This is a genomic window from Caloramator sp. ALD01, from assembly GCF_000472625.1.
Classification (GTDB): Bacteria; Bacillota; Clostridia; order Clostridiales; family Caloramatoraceae; genus Thermobrachium; species Thermobrachium proteoclasticum.
Map to the genome: position 1 here is coordinate 19,095 of NZ_AXAA01000001.1, position 20,026 is coordinate 39,120.

The following is a 20,026-nucleotide window of genomic DNA, read 5'->3' on the forward strand; positions in this document are numbered from 1 at the left end:
TAAAGAGTTTAAAAAAATTTTAGAGGATACGATATTGATGAAGTTGATGAGTTTTTAGAACAGCTAAGTGAGGATTATGAAAAGCTATATAAGGAGAATTTAAATTTAAAGGAAAAGATAGAAGCATTAAATGAAAAATTGAGCCACTATGTAAACTTAGAAAGTACACTTCAAAATACACTTTTACTTGCACAATCTGCAGCAGATCAAGCGAAGGAAAGCTCTAAAAAGGAGGCAGAACTAATTATAAAGAATGCACAGGAGGCTGCAAATGAGCTTGTGAAGAAGGCAGAAGAAAGGGTACTTGAAATCAATAAAGAATATGAAATATTAAAAAATGAGTACAATATGTTTAAGAGCAGATTTAGAGCACTTCTTCAATCTGAACTTGAGAATCTTGACAAGGAATACATAACAAATGAAAAATAATTACTTGACATAATTTTTAGTTTATTGTATATTTATGGGTAAATATAAAAAACGATGACAGGGACGAGTAGGCAAAGGATGTTTTACAGAGAGTGGGGGTTGGTGAGAGCCCATAAACTAACTTTGTTGAAAATCACCCTTGAGTTGCAGGCTGAATTAAGTAGGCTGAGCCGGTGAATGCCGTTATCTTAATGAGTTATAAATTTGGGTGGTACCGCGGACAGACCTTCGCCCCAGGGGCATAGGTCTGTTTTTTATTGGATAAAATTAGAAAGGGAGGTATTATAAATGGATTATAGTAAAACACTTAATTTGCCACAAACAGAGTTTGCAATGCGTGCAAATCTACCACAAAAAGAACCATTAATGCTTGAGGAATGGGATAGTAAAAATATTTATAAAAAGGCACTTGATAAAAACAAAAACAATAAGTCTTTTATTTTACACGATGGACCACCATATGCCAATGGCGACATCCATTTAGGTCATACTCTAAATAAGGTTTTAAAGGATATAATAGTTAGATATAAAACAATGAAGGGATTCTATTCACCTTATGTACCAGGATGGGATACACACGGACTACCAATTGAACTTCAAGCAATAAAAAAACTTGGAATAAAGGTGAGCGATGTTGATCCAGTTAAGTTTAGGGGAATGTGTAAGGATTATGCCCTAAGCCAAGTTGAAAGACAAAAGGAACAATTTAAGAGACTTGGTGTAATTGGTGATTTTGAAAATCCATATTTAACATTAACTCCAGAATTCGAAGCAAAGCAAATTGAAGTATTTGGAGAAATGGCTAAAAAGGGATATATATATAAGGGATTAAAACCTGTATATTGGTGTCCATCCTGTGAAACTGCATTGGCAGAGGCGGAAATTGAATATGCTGACGAAACATCAAATTCAATTTATGTAAAGTTTAGAGTTAAGGATGATAAAGGTCTATTTAAGAATTTAAATGTTGATTTAAATAACATATATTATGTAATTTGGACTACTACAACTTGGACTTTACCTGCAAACCTTGCAATATGTTTAGGACCAGAGTTTGAATATGTTCTTGCTAAGTTCAATGATGAAGTTTATGTTATTGCAAAGGAATTGCTTGAAGCAGTTAAGAAGGCTGCAAATCTTGAAAATGAAGAAATACTTGCTACATTTAAGGGAAGCGAATTAGAAGGACAAACTTGTTATCATCCATTTATAGATAGAGAGTCATTGGTTATTGTGGGTGACCACGTAACATTAGAATCTGGTACTGGATGTGTTCATACAGCACCAGGTCATGGTCAAGAAGACTTTGAAATAGGTATGAAATATAAATTAGATGTTTTAAATCCTGTAGATGAAAAGGGAAGGTTTACTGAGAAGGCTGGCAAGTATCAAGGATTAACTTATAAGGAAGGAAATAAAGCAATTCTACACGACCTTAAGGAAACAAATATGCTTCTTGCAGAAGAAAGAATAACTCACTCATATCCACACTGCTGGAGATGTAAAAATCCAATTATATTTAGAGCAACTGAACAATGGTTTGCATCAATAGATGGATTTAGAAAGGAAGCTGTTGAGGCAGTTAAGGAAGTGGAATGGATACCAGGATGGGGAGAAGACAGAATTGCAAGTATGGTTCAAGACAGAGGAGACTGGTGTATTTCAAGACAAAGAATATGGGGTGTACCTATTCCAATATTCTACTGCGAAGACTGTGGAAAGGAATTAATAACTGAAGAAACTATAGCTAAGGTAGTTGAAATATTTAAGGAGAAGGGCTCGGATGCTTGGTTTGAAATGGATGCAAAGGACCTTCTTCCAGAAAACACAAAGTGTGAATGTGGTGGACAAAAATTTAGAAAAGAAAAGGATATAATGGACGTTTGGTTTGATTCTGGTTCAAGCCACGCAGGTGTTCTTGAAACAAGAGATGATTTAAGCTGGCCTGCAGATATGTATCTTGAAGGAAACGATCAATATAGAGGGTGGTTCCAGTCATCACTTTTAACTGCGGTTGCAACAAGAGGAAGGGCACCATATAGAACAGTTATAACCCACGGTATGGTTGTTGATGGAGAAGGAAAGAAGATGTCAAAATCCCTTGGTAATGGTATTGACCCAATGGATGTTATAAAGGAATATGGTGCAGATGTTTTAAGATTATGGGTTTCATCTGCAGATTATAAGACTGATGTTAGAATATCAAAGGATATACTAAAGCAGCTCTCTGAAGTCTATAGAAAGATAAGAAATACAGCAAGATATATGATAGGTAACCTATATGACTTTGATCCTAATAAGGATATGGTTGATTACAGTGAAATGAACGAGCTTGATAAGTGGGCTCTACTAAAGCTTCAACATCTTACTAAGGAAGTTACTGAGGCATATGAAGGATATGAATTCCACATACTATATCACGCAATACACAACTTCTGTGTTGTTGATATGAGTAACTTCTATTTAGATATAATAAAGGATAGACTTTATACAGAAAAGCCAGATTCAAAGGAAAGAAGAGCAGCACAAACAGTAATGTATAGAATTTTAAATTCACTTGTTAAGATGATAGCCCCTGTTCTATCCTTTACAGCAGATGAGATATGGAAATATATGCCACATACATTTGATGAGAAGGTTGATAGTGTTCTTTTAGCAGATTGGCCAAGGGTACTTGAAGAATATGTGGATGAAGAGCTTGAAAAGAGATGGGATAATATATTAAATATAAGAGGCGAAGTTTCAAAGGCACTTGAAATTGCAAGAAATAATAAATTAATTGGACATTCATTAAATGCAAAGGTAGAAATATATGCAGAGGGAGACACATATAAGTTCTTAAATGAAGTTAGAGACTATCTTCAAACAGTATTTATAGTTTCAAAGGTTGAACTATACGAAGGTATTAAGGATGGAGTAGAATATACATTTAGAAGTGAAGAAAATAAGGAGCTTGCAGTTGTTGTATCTGTTGCATCAGGTGAAAAGTGTGAAAGATGCTGGGTATATAGTGAAACTGTTGGACAGGATAGTGAACATCCAACATTATGCTCAAGATGTGTAAGTGTTTTAAAATAATGAAGTTTATTGTATAATAAGGATAGCATGTAAATGCTATCCTTATTTTTGAGGTGTTATTATGAAGGAAATAAAAATTAATCTAAAAAATCCCTATAGCGTTATAGTTACATCTACCAATTCTCATTTGAATTTTTGGTTTGAACAGAAAAAGGTTGGTAAGTTATTTATAATAACTGACCAAAATGTTGATTCTATTTATGCAGATTATTTTAGAAGTTTTGAACAAAAAATAATAGGAAAGTATATCATTAAGCCTGGTGAAGATAGTAAAAGAATAGAAATAATTCTTGATATTTATAGAGCACTTTTAAAAAACAATGTTGATAGAAGGTGTACTTTGATTGCCTTTGGAGGAGGTGTAGTAGGAGATATTGCAGGGTTTGTAGCCTCAACCTACAAAAGGGGTACAAATTTAGTATATATTCCTACAACAATCATTTCTCAAACTGATAGCAGCGTTGGAGGTAAAAATGGATTTAATTTAGATGGAATTAAAAATATTATTGGGACCTTCTATCAGCCTAATTTGGTATATATAGATGTAAACCTTATAAAGACTTTAGACTATAGGAATTTTAAAAATGGTATGGCTGAGGTAATAAAATATGGATTATCTCTTGATGAAAATCTATTTAGATTTATAGAGGAAAATAAAAGGGCAATAAAGGAGAGAGAAATTGACAAATTAAAATATATTGTCTCTGAATGTGTTAAACTAAAGGCAGGAATAGTGGAAAGGGATGAATTGGATTTAGGAGAGAGACATATATTAAACTTTGGTCATACAATAGGGCATGCTGTAGAAACTATGTTTGATTTTAATATTCTACACGGAGAGGCAGTTGCAATTGGTATGGTTTATGAGAGTTATATAGCTCTTAAGAGAAAACTAATTTCTGAAGATATTTTTGATAGGTTAATTAAAATACTTGAGTATTTTGAGCTTCCAACAAATATAAATATTGATAATTATAAGAGGTTTAAGGATATTATATGTAAAGATAAAAAAAATGTGGATAATAATATAAAAATTGTTTTGCCACAGGGTATAGGTCGTGCTATAATAACAACTGATGTAAAAGCTGATACAATTGTACAAAATATACAAGAATATAATAGGAGGTTATTATGAGAATCGGTATCATAGGTGCAATGGATGAAGAGGTTATTAAGATAAAGGAATCAATGGAAGTCGAAAGAATAGAAAAGAAGGCAAGTATGGAATTTTATTTAGGAAAATTCTTAGGAAAAGAGATTGTTGTAGTTAGAAGTGGTATAGGTAAGGTTAATGCAGCTGTTTGTACCCAAATACTTATTGATGATTTTAATGTTGATGCAGTAATAAATACTGGTATTGCAGGTGGAGTATACAGTGAAATAAATGTTGGAGATGTTGTTGTATCAACGGACCTTGTACATCACGATTTTGATACAACTGCCTTTGGATACGAAGTAGGTCAAGTTCCAAGGATGGAGGTTTATTCCTTTAAAGCTGATGAGAAATTAGTTGATATAGCAGTAAGAAGTGCAGAGGCACTAAAGGATTTTAAAGTATATAGTGGAAGGATTATATCAGGTGATCAATTTATTAATTCAAGGGAAAAGATAAAATATTTTAGAGAAAAGTTTAATGCCTATGCAGTTGAAATGGAAGGTGCAGCAATAGCACAAGTATGTTATTTAAACTCTGTTCCATTTGTTGTTTTAAGATCTATTTCAGACAAGGCAGATGGAAGTGCCCACGTTGATTATCCAACGTTTATGAATAGAGCAATTGAAAATTCAATAGGAATTCTTTCTAATATGATAAGGGCAATGTAGGTGAAAATATGAAATTAAAAAGGGTTTTAAAGGATAAAAATGTAAATATAAAGCAGGAAAAACCTTTAATTATTGCTGGGCCTTGTAGTGTTGAAGATTACGATACAATGGACAAAATAGCGGCAGGTTTAAAGGAGTTAAATATTGAGTATTTAAGGGGGGGGGCATTTAAACCAAGAACCTCTCCCTATAGTTTTCAAGGTCTTAAGGATGAAGGTATTGAAATTTTAAAAAATATAAAAGAAAGATATGGATTTAAAATTGTTTCAGAGGTTTTGGACCTTCGTGATATTGAATATATGATAGAAGTTGTTGATGTGCTTCAGATAGGCACAAGAAATATGTATAATTATCCTCTTTTAAAAGAAGTTGGGCAGACTAAAAAGACAATATTATTAAAAAGGGCCTTTAGTGCAACAATTGAGGAGTGGCTAAATGCAGCAGAATATATAGCATTAGAGGGTAACAATGATATTATATTATGTGAAAGAGGAATAAGAACCTTTGAAACCTATACAAGAAATACGTTGGATTTAAATTCTATTCCTGTTATTAAGCAAAAAACAAAGCTAAAGGTTTTGGTTGATCCAAGCCATGGTACTGGGAGAAGGGAACTTGTGCGTCCTATGAGTAGAGCAGCTATTGCAGCAGGTGCAGATGGGCTTATTATAGAAGCACATATAGAGCCTGATAAGGCTTTTTCAGATTCGGAACAAACAATTGATTTAAAGGAATTGAAATTAATTATAGAGGAAACAAATAGAATATATATGTGTATTAATAAAAATTAAACTAAAGATAGTATTAGTTGGAATTACTAATACTCAGGCTGTTGAAAAGTTATATATTGATTAGCCCCTTGAAGGATTTCTTGGGCATTCGTTCATTTTGCTAAGCAATTCTAAGCTTTTATTTGTTTGAAAAAGTCCTACCCTCGCGATGCCATCGTCCTGATGGCCGCTCGGCTCGGCACGTCCTGTGCCGAATTTAGGACTTTTTCAAAGTCGAAAACCTAAGAATTGCTAAAGCTCATGAAAGAGCCTATTGAAATCCTTTCATGGGGCTTTTTTATACTTTAGCTAACAAATAGGTTTATCAACAATCTGAGTATTAGTTGTAATTACTAGTACTATCTTTTTTATAAAATATTATAAATGACAATATCAAAAATGATAAGAAATAATAATGAATAAATTTAACTAACTTTTAAAAAATATATGTATGGAGGGAAAGTATATGGGAGAAGATAATAAAAAAACCGAAGAGCTTTTAAATAAAGTCTGCATCCAACTTGAGAAATCAAGAATAGGAGATTATGTTGATTTGATGCAAAATCCCTATAGAATGATAGCCTTAAATTTCTTTTCAGGGGTCGCAAGAGGTTTTGGGATTGCCTTTGGTTTTGCTATTTTAGGTGCCTTTGTTATATATCTACTACAAAAATTGGTAGTTTTAAACCTTCCTATTATTGGAGGATTTGTAGCAGAAGTTGTGAAACTTGTTCAATTAAATATCAAATAAGGAGATGATATTATGCAGGAAAACAGATTTGATAAATATAAAAAGATTCTTTTAAAGCAGAAGGAAGATATTTTACATACAATTAATCAGATGGAGCAAAATGGTATAAAAGAAGGACAAAGGGAGGAATTAAGTGAGCTCTCAACAATAGATAATCATCCAGCTGATATGGCAACAGAGGTATATGACAAAGAGAGAGGATATGCATTATTTGAAAATGAGAAGAATATTTTAGCTAAGATTGATGCAGCATTGAAAAATATTGAGGACGGTTCCTATGGAATATGTGAAATTTGTGGAGGAGAAATAGAAAAGGAAAGATTAGAGGCTATTCCCTATGTTTCTACCTGTAAAAAATGTATGAATGATAAGCTTGGATATAGCACAATAAAACCCGATAGACCAGTTGAGGAGGAGGTATTAGGGTTCCCATTTGGAAGAAGTTGTAGGGATGTAAGTGATGAGAATGAATACGATGGAGAGGATGCTTGGCAGGAAGTAGGTAATTTTAATAGGATGAAACATTCGAAGCTAAATTATGATGACGAGCAAATGCCAGGTACTGTTGAGTGGGTTGAAAACATAAGTAATCAACAATATAAAAATCAGTTGCCATAATAATGTTATAAAAAATACCACAAGGTAAAAATCCTGTGGTATTTTTTATAAAGTAAAAATCACGGTATTACGATTTTATAATAAGCATTTGACAATAACCAAAATAAGGTGTATTATGATAGTTGCAAATGCTAATAATATTATATGGAGGGGTAAATATGATAAATGCAGATATTTTAGTAATAGGTGGTAGTGCAGGAGGTATTTTAACAGCAACTACATCAAGAAGAATGTATCCTGATAAAAAAGTTGTTATGGTAAGAAAAAACAAGAGTGTTATGGTTCCATGTGGAATACCTTACATATTTGGAACATTAAACGATACAGCTAAAAATAGAATTCCTGATGAAATGGTTAAAAATGCAGGTGTTGAACTTATAATAGATGAGGTAACAAATATAGATAAAGAAAATAAAGTAGCAAAATTAAATAGTGGGGAAGAAATAAAGTTTGATAAATTAGTTTTAGCAACTGGTTCACTTCCAATAGTACCTAAGTTTATAAATGGATATGATTTAGAGAATGTATTTCCAATAATCAAGGATGAAGAGTATCTTGGAGATATATTAAATAGATTAAAGGAAATGAAGGATGTTGTAGTTATTGGTGGAGGTTTTATAGGAGTTGAATTTGCTGAACAGCTAAAAGTTAATGGTAAAAATGTTACTTTAGTTGAGGTTGCAGACAAGATATTATGGCAGGCCTTTGATGATGAATATGCAGATATAGCACAACAAGAGATGATAAACAATGGAATTAATTTAAGGGTTGGAACAAAAGTTAAGGCTATTTTAGGAAATGCAAAAGTTGAAGAGGTTGAATTTGAAGGTGGAGAAAAAATAAAAGCAGATGCAGTAATTTTAGGAATGGGTGTTGTTCCAAATACAGAACTTGCAAAACAATTAGGTCTAAAATTAAATGAAAAAGGTGCAATTCTTGTTGATGAGTATATGAGAACAAGTGAAAGGGATATATTTGCAGTTGGTGACTGTGCTGAAAAAAGATGTTTCTTTACAAATAAAAATGTTCCTATATTGCTTGCTTCAACAGCTGCTATGGAAGCAAAGGTTGCTGCAACAAATCTTTTTGGCATTAAGTTTGTAAGGGAAAACAGAGGAACTATAAGTGCCTTCTCAACTAAGGTATTTAACAAAACATTAGCTGCAGCAGGATTAACAGAACGTAGAGCAAAAGAAGAAGGATTTGATTATGTTGTAGGAAAATTTGCAACAATGGATAAACATCCAGGTTCACTTCCTAATACAAGCAAAATTGAACTTAAGCTTATGTTCTCAAAAACTTCTGGAGTTTTAATTGGAGCACAAGTAGTAGGTGGAGAAAGCGTTGGGGAAATGATAAATATATTAAGCCTTGCAATTCAAAAGGGATTAACTGCTAATGAATTAAATACATTCCAAGTAGCAACACACCCGTTATTAACTTCTTCACCAATTGCTTATCCAATAAATGCGGCATCATTAGATGCTTTAACAAAAATTAATAATAAATAAAGAAGGTGGAAAAAATGAAGATAGTAATATCAGCAAAAGGGCAAGATATAAATGATTTAATGGATGTAAGATTTGGAAGATGTAGATATTTTCAAATTCATAATCTTGAAACAGGTGAATTTAAGGTATTAGAAAATGCAGGACAAAAATCCGGTGGCGGAGCAGGTATTGCAGCAGCTCAACAGATAATAGATGAAGGAGTAGATGTTGTAATAACTGGTAGCTTAGGACCTAATGCCTTTGATTTAATAAATAAGGCAGGTATTAAGGCTTATAAATGCGATGAAATAAGTATTAAAGAAGTTATTGAAAAATTAAAAAATGGTGAATTACAAGAAATAAATATTGCAGGTCCATCTCATCATGGGATGTAATTTAGGAGGTAGTTGCCTTGAATATTGCAGTATTAAGTGGAAAAGGTGGAACAGGTAAAACCACCGTTTCCACAAATCTATCACTTGCATTGAATGCAAACTATGTGGATTGTGATGTAGAAGAACCTAATGGATTTTTGTTTTTAAAACCAAATATAGATAATGTTTATGAAGTGGAAGAAGAATATCCAGTAATAAATAAAGAAAAATGTGTTGGCTGTGGTATGTGTGTTAAAGTGTGCAATTTTAATGCACTTGCAAAGGTTAAGGATGATATATTGGTTTTTGATAAGTTATGCCACAGTTGTGGGGCATGCCAATATGTTTGTAAATTTGGTGCAATAGAATATAAAAAGAGGGTAATTGGAAGGATAGAATCTGGTAGTGCCTTTGGAATAAATATAAAGCAGGGAATACTTAACATAGGAGAGCCAATGGCTGTTCCTGTTATTAAAAAAATGTTAAGTTCTATTAATAGGAATGAACTAAATGTAATTGATTGTCCACCAGGTACCTCCTGTAATGTTGTTAATTCATTGAAGTATTCTGATTTTGCTGTTTTAGTAACTGAACCTTCTAATTTTGGATTACATGATTTAAAACTTGCTATAGAACTTGTTAAGATGTTTAATATACCCTTTGGAGTAGTAATTAATAAAGATAATGGAGAGGAAAATATTATAAAAAAATATTGTATAAATAATAACATAAGAATATTAGGGACTATCCCATTTAACAAGAAAACTGCAGAACTATATTCAAAGGGTGAAATACTTTATTTTGATAGAGATCATAAAAACATTTTTGATGAATTGGTAAACAATATAAGGGAGGTGCTACCTTGGAGTTAGTAATTTTAAGTGGGAAAGGAGGTACAGGTAAAACTACAATTGCAACTGCTCTTTCAGAATTGGCAAAGGATGCAATGAGGGTAGATTGTGATGTAGATGCACCTAACTTTTATTTATATTATCAAGGGCAAGATGTAGAAAGAAAAGATTTTATAGGTAGTAAAAAGGCTTTTATAGATAAAAGTAAATGTGTTAAGTGTGGTATTTGTAAAGAAATATGTAGATTTGATGCAATAGATATAAAAAAGGATCAATATTTTGTAGATTCTTTTAGCTGTGAAGGTTGTGGTTTATGTACTATAGCCTGCAACTTTAAAGCAATATCAATGCAGGATGAGAAAACAGCAGATGTATATATTACAAAGATAGAGAAGGGTTTGCTATCAAGAGCTCAAATGGAAATTGGAGCTGATGGTTCAGGAAAGCTTATAACTGAGCTTAGGGAGAATGCAAAAAGATATAATAAGGAAAATAAATTAACAATAATAGATGGTTCACCAGGTATAGGATGCCCTGTAATATCCTCTATTACAGGGAGCAATGCTGCATTAATTGTTACAGAACCATCTAAATCGGGTTTAGAGGACTTAAAACGAGTATATTCTCTATGTAAACATTTTAAAATAATGACATTTGTTTGCATAAATAAATATGATATAAATATAGAAGTTGCAAATGATATTGAGGAGTTTGCTAATAACAATAATATAACAATTGTTGGCAAAATACCCTTTGATGAAAAGGTTATGGAATCTATTAATAATTTAAAACCTATAACTGAATACGAAGAGAGTAGAGCAAATAAAGCCATTAGAGAAATGTGGGAAATATTAAAATCAAAAATAAATTAAAGGAGGATTTAATATGAAGATAGCAGTAGCTTGTGAAGGTAAAAATATTAGTGCTCATTTTGGACATTGTGAAGGGTTTATGGTTTATAACGTAGAGGGCAATAACATAATAAATTCAGAGTTTAAAGAAAATCCAGGACATAGGCCAGGATTTTTACCAGTATTTTTAAAGGATTTAGGTGTGAATGTAATTATAGCAGGAGGAATGGGAGAAACTGCACAGATGCTCTTTAATGAAAATGGCATAGAAGTTATAGTTGGGGTATCTGGATTATGTGATGATGCGGTTTTAAGATATGTTAAAGGGGAATTAAAGTCAACAGGAAGCGTTTGTAGAGAACATCAGCACGAAGGACACTGTCATTAATATAAATATGATAGGATGTTGTTATGGAAGAATTAATTGAAAAGTATAAAAAAATTATTGAAGATGCAGGACAGAAATTTACAACACAAAAGAAAATTATATTAGATATTATCATAGAGGGAAATAGGCATATGTCTGCCAATGAAATTTATAATTTAGTTAAGGAAAAGAATATAGGCCTTGCAACTGTTTATAGAGCACTTAATTCATTTACGGAACTTGGTATATTGAAGGAGATAAAAATTGATAGTACAAGTTACTATGAATTGAAGATATATAGTGGCAAGGCTATGCATGTACATTTTAAATGTAGTAAATGTAAAAATATATTTGATATTGATGACAAAAATTTGATATTAGAATATATAAAATTAAATAATTTAGTAGAAAATAAATTTGGTGTAGAAATAAAGGATGCAGATATTATGCTTATTGGAGTATGTAGTAGATGTAGGAGTTGATAAATATCAACTCCTCAGGCTGTTAAAAAGTTATGTATTGATTAGCCCCATGAAGGATTTCTTAGGCATTCGTTCATTTCGCTAATTAATTCTAAGCTTTTCTTTGTTTGAAAAAGTCCTACCCTCGCGGTGCCATCGTCCTGATGGCCGCTCGGCTCGGCACGTCCTGTGCCGAATTACGGACTTTNTCAAAGTCGAAAAGCTAAGAATTGCTAAAGCTCATGAAAGAGCCTTTTGAAATCCTTTCATGGGGCTTTTTCAAAATTTAGATAACAAGTGAGTTAGTAAACATTTTGATGGGTTGATAATATCAACTCCTTTTTTAAAATTAATATTGACATATGCCCAAAATAGTTTTATAATAAAGGTGTAATGAACATATGCCCAAAAAGGAGGTTAAAGATATGCCAAGAAGAGATGGAACAGGTCCAAATGGAAAGGGACCAAGAACTGGTAGAGGATTAGGAAGATGTACAGATAATAATGGCAGCGTACAATGTAGAAGAGATAGACGTGGTAGAGGATGCGGCAGATTCTGTAGAAGAAACGAAAACTAAAAAGACCAATAAAAGTGCTGTGATGAGTGACTAAACTATAATTCTCTATGTCAACTATCACAGCACTTTTTATATTAGTATTTATAAAGGCATTATATAATTGGGGTTTTTATGTTAAAATAGAAAATGTAAGTTTAAAAGGGAGGGATTTAAGTGCCAAGGCCAAGAAAGTATAGAAGAGTATGTTGTTTACCTAAGGTAAATGAATTTGGACCTCTTAATAAGAAAGAGTCAAATAACTTTGTTTTTATGACAGTAGAGGAATACGAGACAATAAGATTAATGGATTTAGAGAATTTAAGCCAAGAGGAAACTGCAGAAAGAATGGGGGTTGCCCGTTCTACTATACAAAGAATCTATGAAGAGGCAAGAAAAAAGCTTGCTGATTTTATAGTAAATGGTAAAACACTAAAAATAGAAGGTGGAGATTATAGAGTTTGTGATTTCAATGTTGATAATAACAGGTGTTCCCTTTGCAGGCGTCACGGTAGGATGTTTGGACAGGAAAAGGATTGAAATATAATATATAGACATAAAATCTTTTTTATTTTAAAATATTTAAATGCGAATATAAAAAATGGGGTGGAAAAATGGAATTATTAATTGTTTTATTAGTTTTGCTGGATCAATTTTCTAAGTATATTGCTAAAAAGTACTTAATTTTAAAGCAACCTATTAATTTAATCAATGGCTATTTAAACCTTATATATGTTGAAAATAGAGGTGCAGCATTTGGATTTTTTAGGGATAAGAAAATCATATTAGTAGGTTTTACTTCAATTGTTGTTATAGGACTTATTTATTATCTATTAAAAAATAAAGGAAAAGATAGATTTATAGATTTTTGTTTAATATTAATTATAGCTGGTGCTATAGGAAATTTGATTGACAGAATTTATTTAAACTACGTTGTAGATTTTATACATTTTTATATTAAGGATGTTTTTGACTGGCCTGTATTCAATTTTGCGGATATATATGTTTCAATAGGTGCAGTTTTATTGTGTATTAAATTGATATTTTTTGATAAACAGAGGTGATTTTGTAGATGCAGACACAGTCTATGAATTTTATTGTAGATATAGATAATGTAGGAAAAAGAATAGATGTTTTTTTAGCAGAAATGATAGAAAATATGTCAAGATCACAAATTCAAAAGATGGTTAATGATGGTAATGTTACTGTTAATGAAAAGATTGTAAAAAATAATTATAAACTTAAGGAAGAGGATGAAATAGTATTAAACTTACCAGAACCTGTGATGCTAAAGGTTGAACCTGAGGATATACCAATTGATATTTTGTATGAGGATGATGACATAGTTGTAGTTAATAAACCTCAGGGAATGGTTGTGCATCCAGCCCCAGGTAACTATTCTGGTACCCTTGTCAATGCACTTTTATACCACTGCAAAAATCTGTCTTCAATAAATGGAGTTATACGTCCTGGTATAGTTCATAGAATTGATAAGGATACATCGGGAGTTTTAGTTGTAGCAAAGAATGATATATCCCATAGAAATTTAGCAGAACAGATTAAGGAACATACAGTAAACAGAATATATCTTGCTATAACAGAGGGTATTATAAAGGAAGATTATGGAACTATAAATAGGCCTATTGCAAGACATCCAGTAGAGAGAAAAAAAATGGCAATAGTAGAGGGTGGAAGAGAGGCCATTACGCATTTTAATGTACTTGAGAGGTTCAAAGAAAATACATATATACAATGTAAACTTGAGACTGGAAGAACACATCAAATTCGTGTTCATATGAGCTCAATAGGTCATCCATTAGTGGGAGATCCTGTATATGGATATAAAAAACAAAAATATAGACTGCAAGGTCAGGCACTTCATGCTACAACCTTAGGTTTTATTCATCCAACAAAAAAGGAATATATGGAGTTTACAGCAGCTCCTCCGGATTATTTTATAGAATTGATTGAAAAGTTACGAAATCAAAGTAAGTAGGTGGTGAAAATATGCAAATCAAAGCAAAATTATTAGATGAAAATTCAATAAGAAGAACACTTATAAGACTCTCCCACGAGATAATAGAAAAGAATAAGGGTGTATCTGATATAGCATTAGTTGGAATTAAAACAAGGGGAGTTCCAATAGCAAAGAGGATTGCTGAATTCATAAAGCAATTTGAGGGTGTTGAGGTTCCAGTTGGTATTCTTGACATAACTTTATACAGGGATGATTTAACAGAGAAATATGAAGAACCAAAAATAAATGATACTAAGATAGATTTTGATATAAAAAATAAGAAAATAATTTTAGTAGATGATGTTTTATATACGGGAAGAACTGTAAGGGCAGCTCTTGATGCAATAGTGGATATAGGAAGACCAAAGTCAATACAACTTGCTGTTTTAATAGATAGAGGTCATAGAGAACTACCTATAAGAGCAGACTACGTAGGTAAAAATGTTCCTACATCTCTATCGGAAATAGTGCATGTACATTTAAATGAAATAGATGGAGAGGATGTTGTACTTATAGCTGAAAAATAAAAATAGATGCCCCGTGGAAGAAGTTTTGTAGTCTGTTGAAAATTAGCCCCATTAAGGATTTATTGGGCCTTCGTTCATATTGCTAAAGCTTATGAAAGAGCCTATTGAAATCCTTTTATGGGGCTTTTTCAGATTTTATCTAACAATTAGGTTTGTCAACAATCTGTGGCATTTATTTTAAAGAGCCTTAGATTTTTTCACGAGACTAATTTTTTAAAAGCATAAAATATAAGTTATTTCCCAGCAATCTTTATTTTATCAATTTTTTCACTTGATGGAGTTACATATATTGTTTTATTTGTATAATATATAACCATACCAGGTTTTGCACCGTTAGGCTTTTTAACATTTTTTCTTTCTGTATAGTCAACTGGTACATTTGTTGAGTTTTTAGCTTTGCTATAGTAGGCAGCAAGTAGTGCTCCCTCTAAAAGTGCATTATCGGACACTTGCCCATTTTTTGATTTTATTATTACATGGGAGCCGGGTATATTTTTAGTATGCATCCATATATCATTTAGGGAAGCAAATTTTAATGTTAAAAAGTCGTTTTGTATGTTGCTTTTACCAACAAATATGTCGTAGCCATCGGAGGATATAAAGTGCATAGGTTGCGATTTAGGTGATTTATTTGTAATCTTCTTTTTAATAAATCCATTTAGAATCAGTTCATTTCGTATTTCTTCTATAGTTTCAGAATCAGTTGCATTTTCAAGGTTTATTAGTACTGTTTCTAAATATTCTTTTTCTTTAATTGAATCTTCTAAATTCTTACTAAGTATTTCAAATGTGTTTTTATTTTTGTTATATTTTTTATAATATTGCTGAGATACCTCTATAGGAGTCATCCCTTTTATATAGGGTACCTCAATTAAATTAAGGTTTTCGTCATAGTAGTTTTGAAGCATAACAGCATCACTATTAGTGTCAATGGAGTATTGATTTGCTAATATTAGTTCAGCATATATTTTGTATTTTTCATAATCCCTACATTCTTCTATTTTATTTACATAGGATTCAATCTTTTTGTTAGTTTTTTCAAATATCGATTCAATTAGCTTATATAAATCCTTATATTTTTGCTTCATTGTAATTTCTGAACTTCTATTGAAATAGAATGCATCTATCATTTGGCTTGCTGTGTTATATAGGTTTTCATCGGGTGTATTTGCTAATTTAAAAACATAAAAGTCTTTAGAACCCTTTGTATTTATAAATATATTGCATTCTATTAAATTAGACTTTAGTTTTGCTATGTAGTAGAAGAAATTATTTGCAATGATATCAAGTTCATCGGAGGATAGGGTATGTATTTCTCTATCGGCTTTATCTTTACAAACAATTTGGCAAAATGTATTACTTATACCATAGAAATTATCAATTAAAGTCTTAGATAATTTTTTATATTTGTTTTCTTCAAGTATTTTTAATAAGCTATCCTTTGTTGATTCAAGTGGATTAATTTTTTCCTTTGTTGGTGGAAGTTCATATTTAAGCTTAGGTAAAATTTGTCTTGCAGAACTTATAGTAAAATCTATATGCTTTAAAGAATCAACTATTATATACTCTGAATTTGTTAGTATTATATTGCTGTGTTTTCCCATTATTTCAGATATTAGATAATATGTATTTGCGTATCCAAGTTCGTCCTTTACTTCTATAGTTATTTTTAAAATTCTGTCTAAGGATATCTGCTCAATGTTTAAAATTCTTCCATTTTGTATATACTTTCTTAATACCATACAAAATGAAGGTGGCTTCATTGGGTTTTCTATATTTTGTTCTGTAAAATTAAATCTTGATGATGTTGGGTTTGTAGAAATTAAAAGCTTTTTTGTATTTTTTTCTCTTCTTAAAATCAATACTATATCTTCAGTATTGGGTTGATATATTTTATCTATTTTACCATTTATAAATTCTTTAAGTTCGTTTATTATGCTATAGGTTACTAATCCGTCAAATGGCATATTTAAAACCTCCAGTAGACTTTTTTAAATAAGTATAACATAATATATTATAAAATGTAATAGTTATAATGGGGGAGATAAAATGAATTTTGTAAAAATGCATGGACTTGGAAATGATTTTATTGTATTTGAAAAAAAGGAATTAGGCAACAAAGATTGGAGTGATATTGCAAAAAAAGTGTGTGATAGGCACATAGGTATAGGGGCAGATGGCATACTAATAGTTGAAGAATCAAGCTGTGCTGATATAAAAATGACTATAATTAATTCCGATGGAAGTTTAGCTGAAATGTGTGGAAATGGATTGAGATGTTTCAGTAAATACGTATATGAAAAGGGAATAGTTAAAAAGCAAAATTTCAAAGTTGAGACAGGGGCAGGTGTTCTTGAGGTAATTTTTACTCTTGAAAATGATAATGTAAAGACTGTAAAGGTTAATATGGGACTACCAATAATAGAAGAGGACAAAAAATATTATAGGATTAACGTTTTAGGTAGGGAGTTTGAAGCAACTACAATGACTATGGGAGTTCCTCATACAATAATATACGTTGAAGATACTGTTGATGAAGATGTAATAAAGTATGGACCTATAATTGAAAAGATGGATATTTTCAAAAAAGGAACAAATGTAAACTTTGTTAGTGTGATTGATAAAGATAATATTAAGATTAGAACTTGGGAAAGAGGAGCAGGTTATACCCTTGCCTGTGGTACAGGAACCTGTGCCAGTGTTGTTGCAACCTTTATAAATGGCCATACAAACAATGAAGTAAATGCCCATTTAAAATTAGGTACACTAAAAATAACATATAATTATTATGTGTTTATGGAGGGACCTGCAGAATTTATATGTGAAGGGAAACTACTTTTGTGACATAAAATATTATTTTGAATATTATATTATTAAAGTAATTTTAGGAGAGAGACGGTTTGAAATTGTCTAACAGATTAAATAGGGTTCCAAAGTATATTTTTTCAAGACTCGATGAATTAAAAACAAGCTATAATGCAAAGGGAATAAAAGTGATAGATTTAAGCATAGGTGATCCTGATATAGAAACCCCAGAATTTATAGTAGATTATTTAACTGAAGCATTAAAATATCCTAACTATCACAAATACCCACCATATGATGGTATAGAGGAACTTAAAATGTCTATAGCTAATTATTACAAAAGAAGGTTTAATGTGGATTTAGATTATAAGGATGAAGTTGCTGTGCTTATAGGCTCTAAAGAAGGAATAGCACATATGTTTCTTGCACTTACAGATATAGATGATTATGTTATTATACCTGATCCTGCATATCCTGTTTATAGAGCAAGTGCATATATTGCAGGATGTAATGTATATACAATGCCTTTAACGTATGAAGATAAATATTTGCCAAGATTAGAAAATATATATGAAGAAGTAAAAAGGAAGGCAAAGCTTCTTGTTACCAATTATCCTAACAATCCAACAGGTGCAGTTTCAAACATTGATTTTTTTACAAAATTAATTAAATTTGGAAAAGAAAATGATATATTAATAGCAAATGATGCTGCCTATGTTGAAATTCTATCAAATGCACAAAAGCCTCTAAGTATATTACAGGTTGCTGGAGCAAAGGACATAGCTATAGAATTTGGTAGTCTTTCTAAGTTGTTTAGTATGACTGGTTGGAGAATTGGATATGTTGTTGGTAATAAAGAGGCAATAAGCAAAATTGTTTCAGTTAAATCCAATTTTGATTCTGGTCAGTTTATTCCAATACAGAGGGCAGCTGCCTTTGCACTTGATTTTTCTGATGTATATGTAGATTTTATTAACGATATATATAGAGAAAGAAGAAAAATAGTAGTAGATACTCTAAGATCTAAGAATTTAACAGTGTTTGATTCGGAGGGAACCTTCTATGTTTGGTTTAAAATACCAGACAATTATAAATCAGAAGAATTTTGTACAATGCTATTGGAAAAGGCCCACGTTTTAATTACACCTGGAAATGCATTTGGTGATAGAGGAGAAGGATTTGTTAGAATATCATTAACCTGTAATAGTTTAGACTTAAGGGAAGCTATGGACAATATAAAAGCGATAGATTTTTAATAAATCTCCTCCATAATTTATGGAGGAGATTTATAAAATAATCTTGAAAAATTATGTATACATTAGATATAATAAGAAAGAATGAAAAAAATAAAGATTAAAGGTTAGAAGGTGAAATTGTGGTAAAGAGTATGACAGGATACGGGAGAGGGTATTCTGAAATAAACAACAGAGCGTTTACTGTAGAATTAAAATCTGTAAATAACAGATATTTAGATATTAATATTAGATATCCTAAACATTTGATGTCTCTTGAAGATAAAATTAGAAAATTTATATCCTCATATATATCAAGAGGTAAAATTGATGTTTACATATCACAGGATAGATTCAGCAAGGATGACATAGAGGTAAAGCTTGATGAAAATATAGCAAAGGCCTATTGTGATGCCTTCCATATTATGAGCGAAAAATTAAATTTAGAGAATGATATAACAGTTTCAAGGCTGTCAAAATTTCAAGATGTGTTGAGTATTGAAAAGAAGGAAGAGGTTACTGAAGAAATTTGGCAGGTTCTAAGCAATGCTTTAGAAAATGCATTAAATATGTTTATTGACATGAGACAAAAAGAAGGTATAAAATTAAGCGAGGATTTAATAACAAGATGTGATAAAATAGCTGAATTAGTAAATAAAATTGATGAAAGATCAGACTTGGTGGTTGAAGAATATAGGGAAAAAATATATCAAAGAATTTCTGATTTTTTAAAGGATATTGAGGTTGATGAGGCAAGGCTTTTGAATGAAGTTGCATTTTTTGCAGACAAGTGTAATATAACAGAGGAAATAGTTAGATTAAGAAGTCACATAAAGCAATTTAAGGAAAGCTTAAATTCCGATGAACCTATAGGTAAAAAGCTTGATTTCTTAGTTCAGGAGATGAATAGAGAGACAAATACAATAGGTTCAAAATCAAATGATCTTACTATTACAAACATTGTAGTTGAAATTAAAAGTGAAATAGAAAAAATTAGAGAACAAATACAAAATATTGAATAGGAGGA

22 protein-coding genes and 1 other annotated feature are annotated in these 20,026 nt (G+C 31.3%); of the genes, 21 read left to right on the forward strand and 1 reads right to left on the reverse strand.

The window, feature by feature from the left end:
• Window positions 1–33: 33 nt before the first annotated feature.
• From A3M9_RS14035 to pyrR, 18 genes are all read left to right on the forward strand, one after another.
• Complete coding sequence (locus A3M9_RS14035; protein ID WP_084424539.1) at window positions 34–429, forward strand: DivIVA domain-containing protein; 396 nt, start codon at window positions 34–36, stop codon at window positions 427–429.
• A 45-nt stretch (window positions 430–474) separates the two neighbouring features.
• Window positions 475–668 (forward strand) — a binding site (T-box leader).
• 49 nt (window positions 669–717) lie between these two features.
• The gene (gene ileS / locus A3M9_RS0100115; RefSeq protein ID WP_027307390.1) at window positions 718–3,507 is read left to right on the forward strand and encodes an isoleucine--tRNA ligase; all 2,790 of its coding nucleotides are present in this window, start codon (window positions 718–720) and stop codon (window positions 3,505–3,507) included.
• 61 nt (window positions 3,508–3,568) lie between these two features.
• Window positions 3,569–4,642: a 3-dehydroquinate synthase gene (gene aroB / locus A3M9_RS0100120; protein WP_027307391.1), complete on the forward strand. Its 1,074-nt coding sequence runs from the start codon at window positions 3,569–3,571 to the stop codon at window positions 4,640–4,642.
• Window positions 4,639–5,331, forward strand: a complete 693-nt coding sequence (locus A3M9_RS0100125; protein ID WP_027307392.1) for a 5'-methylthioadenosine/adenosylhomocysteine nucleosidase — start codon at window positions 4,639–4,641, stop codon at window positions 5,329–5,331. The genes aroB and A3M9_RS0100125 overlap by 4 nt, the downstream gene beginning before the upstream one ends.
• A gap of 8 nt (window positions 5,332–5,339) precedes the next feature.
• Window positions 5,340–6,122, forward strand: a complete 783-nt coding sequence (gene aroF / locus A3M9_RS12855) for a 3-deoxy-7-phosphoheptulonate synthase (protein WP_051350526.1) — start codon at window positions 5,340–5,342, stop codon at window positions 6,120–6,122.
• A 445-nt stretch (window positions 6,123–6,567) separates the two neighbouring features.
• A complete protein-coding gene (locus A3M9_RS0100135) occupies window positions 6,568–6,852 on the forward strand; it encodes a DUF5665 domain-containing protein (protein ID WP_027307393.1) in 285 nt (94 codons plus the stop codon).
• Window positions 6,853–6,864: 12 nt separating this feature from the next.
• Window positions 6,865–7,470, forward strand: a complete 606-nt coding sequence (locus A3M9_RS0100140) for a TraR/DksA C4-type zinc finger protein (protein ID WP_027307394.1) — start codon at window positions 6,865–6,867, stop codon at window positions 7,468–7,470.
• A gap of 158 nt (window positions 7,471–7,628) precedes the next feature.
• Entirely contained in the window at window positions 7,629–8,981 is a 1,353-nt protein-coding gene (locus A3M9_RS0100145) for an FAD-dependent oxidoreductase (RefSeq protein WP_027307395.1), read from the forward strand.
• Between the two features lie 14 nt (window positions 8,982–8,995).
• Window positions 8,996–9,355, forward strand: coding sequence for a NifB/NifX family molybdenum-iron cluster-binding protein (locus A3M9_RS0100150; RefSeq protein ID WP_027307396.1), 360 nt, complete (start codon window positions 8,996–8,998; stop codon window positions 9,353–9,355).
• Window positions 9,356–9,372: 17 nt separating this feature from the next.
• Window positions 9,373–10,206, forward strand: a complete 834-nt coding sequence (locus A3M9_RS0100155) for an ATP-binding protein (protein WP_027307397.1) — start codon at window positions 9,373–9,375, stop codon at window positions 10,204–10,206.
• Window positions 10,197–11,057, forward strand: a complete 861-nt coding sequence (locus A3M9_RS0100160) for an ATP-binding protein (protein ID WP_027307398.1) — start codon at window positions 10,197–10,199, stop codon at window positions 11,055–11,057. The genes A3M9_RS0100155 and A3M9_RS0100160 overlap by 10 nt, the downstream gene beginning before the upstream one ends.
• A gap of 13 nt (window positions 11,058–11,070) precedes the next feature.
• Window positions 11,071–11,424, forward strand: coding sequence for a NifB/NifX family molybdenum-iron cluster-binding protein (locus A3M9_RS0100165; protein WP_027307399.1), 354 nt, complete (start codon window positions 11,071–11,073; stop codon window positions 11,422–11,424).
• Between the two features lie 23 nt (window positions 11,425–11,447).
• Window positions 11,448–11,885 carry a Fur family transcriptional regulator gene (locus A3M9_RS0100170; RefSeq protein WP_027307400.1) on the forward strand — a complete coding sequence of 146 codons (438 nt, stop codon included), beginning with the start codon at window positions 11,448–11,450 and terminating at the stop codon, window positions 11,883–11,885.
• A 404-nt stretch (window positions 11,886–12,289) separates the two neighbouring features.
• Window positions 12,290–12,442 carry a DUF5320 domain-containing protein gene (locus A3M9_RS14540; protein ID WP_156897849.1) on the forward strand — a complete coding sequence of 51 codons (153 nt, stop codon included), beginning with the start codon at window positions 12,290–12,292 and terminating at the stop codon, window positions 12,440–12,442.
• Between the two features lie 153 nt (window positions 12,443–12,595).
• Window positions 12,596–12,958 carry a DUF134 domain-containing protein gene (locus A3M9_RS0100180; protein ID WP_027307401.1) on the forward strand — a complete coding sequence of 121 codons (363 nt, stop codon included), beginning with the start codon at window positions 12,596–12,598 and terminating at the stop codon, window positions 12,956–12,958.
• A gap of 74 nt (window positions 12,959–13,032) precedes the next feature.
• The gene (gene lspA / locus A3M9_RS0100185) at window positions 13,033–13,482 is read left to right on the forward strand and encodes a signal peptidase II (protein WP_027307402.1); all 450 of its coding nucleotides are present in this window, start codon (window positions 13,033–13,035) and stop codon (window positions 13,480–13,482) included.
• An 8-nt stretch (window positions 13,483–13,490) separates the two neighbouring features.
• Window positions 13,491–14,414 carry an RluA family pseudouridine synthase gene (locus tag A3M9_RS0100190; protein WP_027307403.1) on the forward strand — a complete coding sequence of 308 codons (924 nt, stop codon included), beginning with the start codon at window positions 13,491–13,493 and terminating at the stop codon, window positions 14,412–14,414.
• A gap of 11 nt (window positions 14,415–14,425) precedes the next feature.
• Complete coding sequence (gene pyrR, locus A3M9_RS0100195) at window positions 14,426–14,962, forward strand: bifunctional pyr operon transcriptional regulator/uracil phosphoribosyltransferase PyrR (protein ID WP_027307404.1); 537 nt, start codon at window positions 14,426–14,428, stop codon at window positions 14,960–14,962.
• 233 nt (window positions 14,963–15,195) lie between these two features.
• Here the strand turns inward: pyrR and A3M9_RS0100200 are convergent, their stop codons facing one another.
• Window positions 15,196–16,929, reverse strand: coding sequence for an NFACT family protein (locus A3M9_RS0100200; protein ID WP_027307405.1), 1,734 nt, complete (start codon window positions 16,927–16,929; stop codon window positions 15,196–15,198).
• Between the two features lie 82 nt (window positions 16,930–17,011).
• Here A3M9_RS0100200 and dapF point away from each other — a divergent pair, with 82 nt between their 5' ends.
• From dapF to A3M9_RS0100215, 3 genes are all read left to right on the forward strand, one after another.
• Window positions 17,012–17,806 (forward strand): diaminopimelate epimerase, encoded by a 795-nt coding sequence (dapF, locus tag A3M9_RS0100205; RefSeq protein ID WP_027307406.1) that lies wholly within the window; start codon window positions 17,012–17,014, stop codon window positions 17,804–17,806.
• Window positions 17,807–17,862: 56 nt separating this feature from the next.
• Window positions 17,863–19,023, forward strand: coding sequence for an aminotransferase class I/II-fold pyridoxal phosphate-dependent enzyme (locus tag A3M9_RS0100210; RefSeq protein ID WP_027307407.1), 1,161 nt, complete (start codon window positions 17,863–17,865; stop codon window positions 19,021–19,023).
• Window positions 19,024–19,142: 119 nt separating this feature from the next.
• Complete coding sequence (locus tag A3M9_RS0100215; protein WP_027307408.1) at window positions 19,143–20,021, forward strand: YicC/YloC family endoribonuclease; 879 nt, start codon at window positions 19,143–19,145, stop codon at window positions 20,019–20,021.
• The last annotated feature ends 5 nt before the right edge of the window (window positions 20,022–20,026 follow it).

What these genes read in the sequence shown, in the direction of transcription:
- ileS (WP_027307390.1), top strand. Translation starts at nt 718, where the DNA reads ATGGATTATAGTAAAACACTTAATTTGCCACAAACAGAGTTTGCAATG.
- aroB (WP_027307391.1), top strand. Translation starts at nt 3,569, where the DNA reads ATGAAGGAAATAAAAATTAATCTAAAAAATCCCTATAGCGTTATAGTT.
- A3M9_RS0100125 (WP_027307392.1), top strand. Translation starts at nt 4,639, where the DNA reads ATGAGAATCGGTATCATAGGTGCAATGGATGAAGAGGTTATTAAGATA.
- aroF (WP_051350526.1), top strand. Translation starts at nt 5,340, where the DNA reads ATGAAATTAAAAAGGGTTTTAAAGGATAAAAATGTAAATATAAAGCAG.
- A3M9_RS0100135 (WP_027307393.1), top strand. Translation starts at nt 6,568, where the DNA reads ATGGGAGAAGATAATAAAAAAACCGAAGAGCTTTTAAATAAAGTCTGC.
- A3M9_RS0100140 (WP_027307394.1), top strand. Translation starts at nt 6,865, where the DNA reads ATGCAGGAAAACAGATTTGATAAATATAAAAAGATTCTTTTAAAGCAG.
- A3M9_RS0100145 (WP_027307395.1), top strand. Translation starts at nt 7,629, where the DNA reads ATGATAAATGCAGATATTTTAGTAATAGGTGGTAGTGCAGGAGGTATT.
- A3M9_RS0100150 (WP_027307396.1), top strand. Translation starts at nt 8,996, where the DNA reads ATGAAGATAGTAATATCAGCAAAAGGGCAAGATATAAATGATTTAATG.
- A3M9_RS0100165 (WP_027307399.1), top strand. Translation starts at nt 11,071, where the DNA reads ATGAAGATAGCAGTAGCTTGTGAAGGTAAAAATATTAGTGCTCATTTT.
- A3M9_RS0100170 (WP_027307400.1), top strand. Translation starts at nt 11,448, where the DNA reads ATGGAAGAATTAATTGAAAAGTATAAAAAAATTATTGAAGATGCAGGA.
- A3M9_RS14540 (WP_156897849.1), top strand. Translation starts at nt 12,290, where the DNA reads ATGCCAAGAAGAGATGGAACAGGTCCAAATGGAAAGGGACCAAGAACT.
- lspA (WP_027307402.1), top strand. Translation starts at nt 13,033, where the DNA reads ATGGAATTATTAATTGTTTTATTAGTTTTGCTGGATCAATTTTCTAAG.
- A3M9_RS0100190 (WP_027307403.1), top strand. Translation starts at nt 13,491, where the DNA reads ATGCAGACACAGTCTATGAATTTTATTGTAGATATAGATAATGTAGGA.
- pyrR (WP_027307404.1), top strand. Translation starts at nt 14,426, where the DNA reads ATGCAAATCAAAGCAAAATTATTAGATGAAAATTCAATAAGAAGAACA.
- A3M9_RS0100200 (WP_027307405.1), bottom strand. Translation starts at nt 16,929, where the DNA reads ATGCCATTTGACGGATTAGTAACCTATAGCATAATAAACGAACTTAAA.
- dapF (WP_027307406.1), top strand. Translation starts at nt 17,012, where the DNA reads ATGAATTTTGTAAAAATGCATGGACTTGGAAATGATTTTATTGTATTT.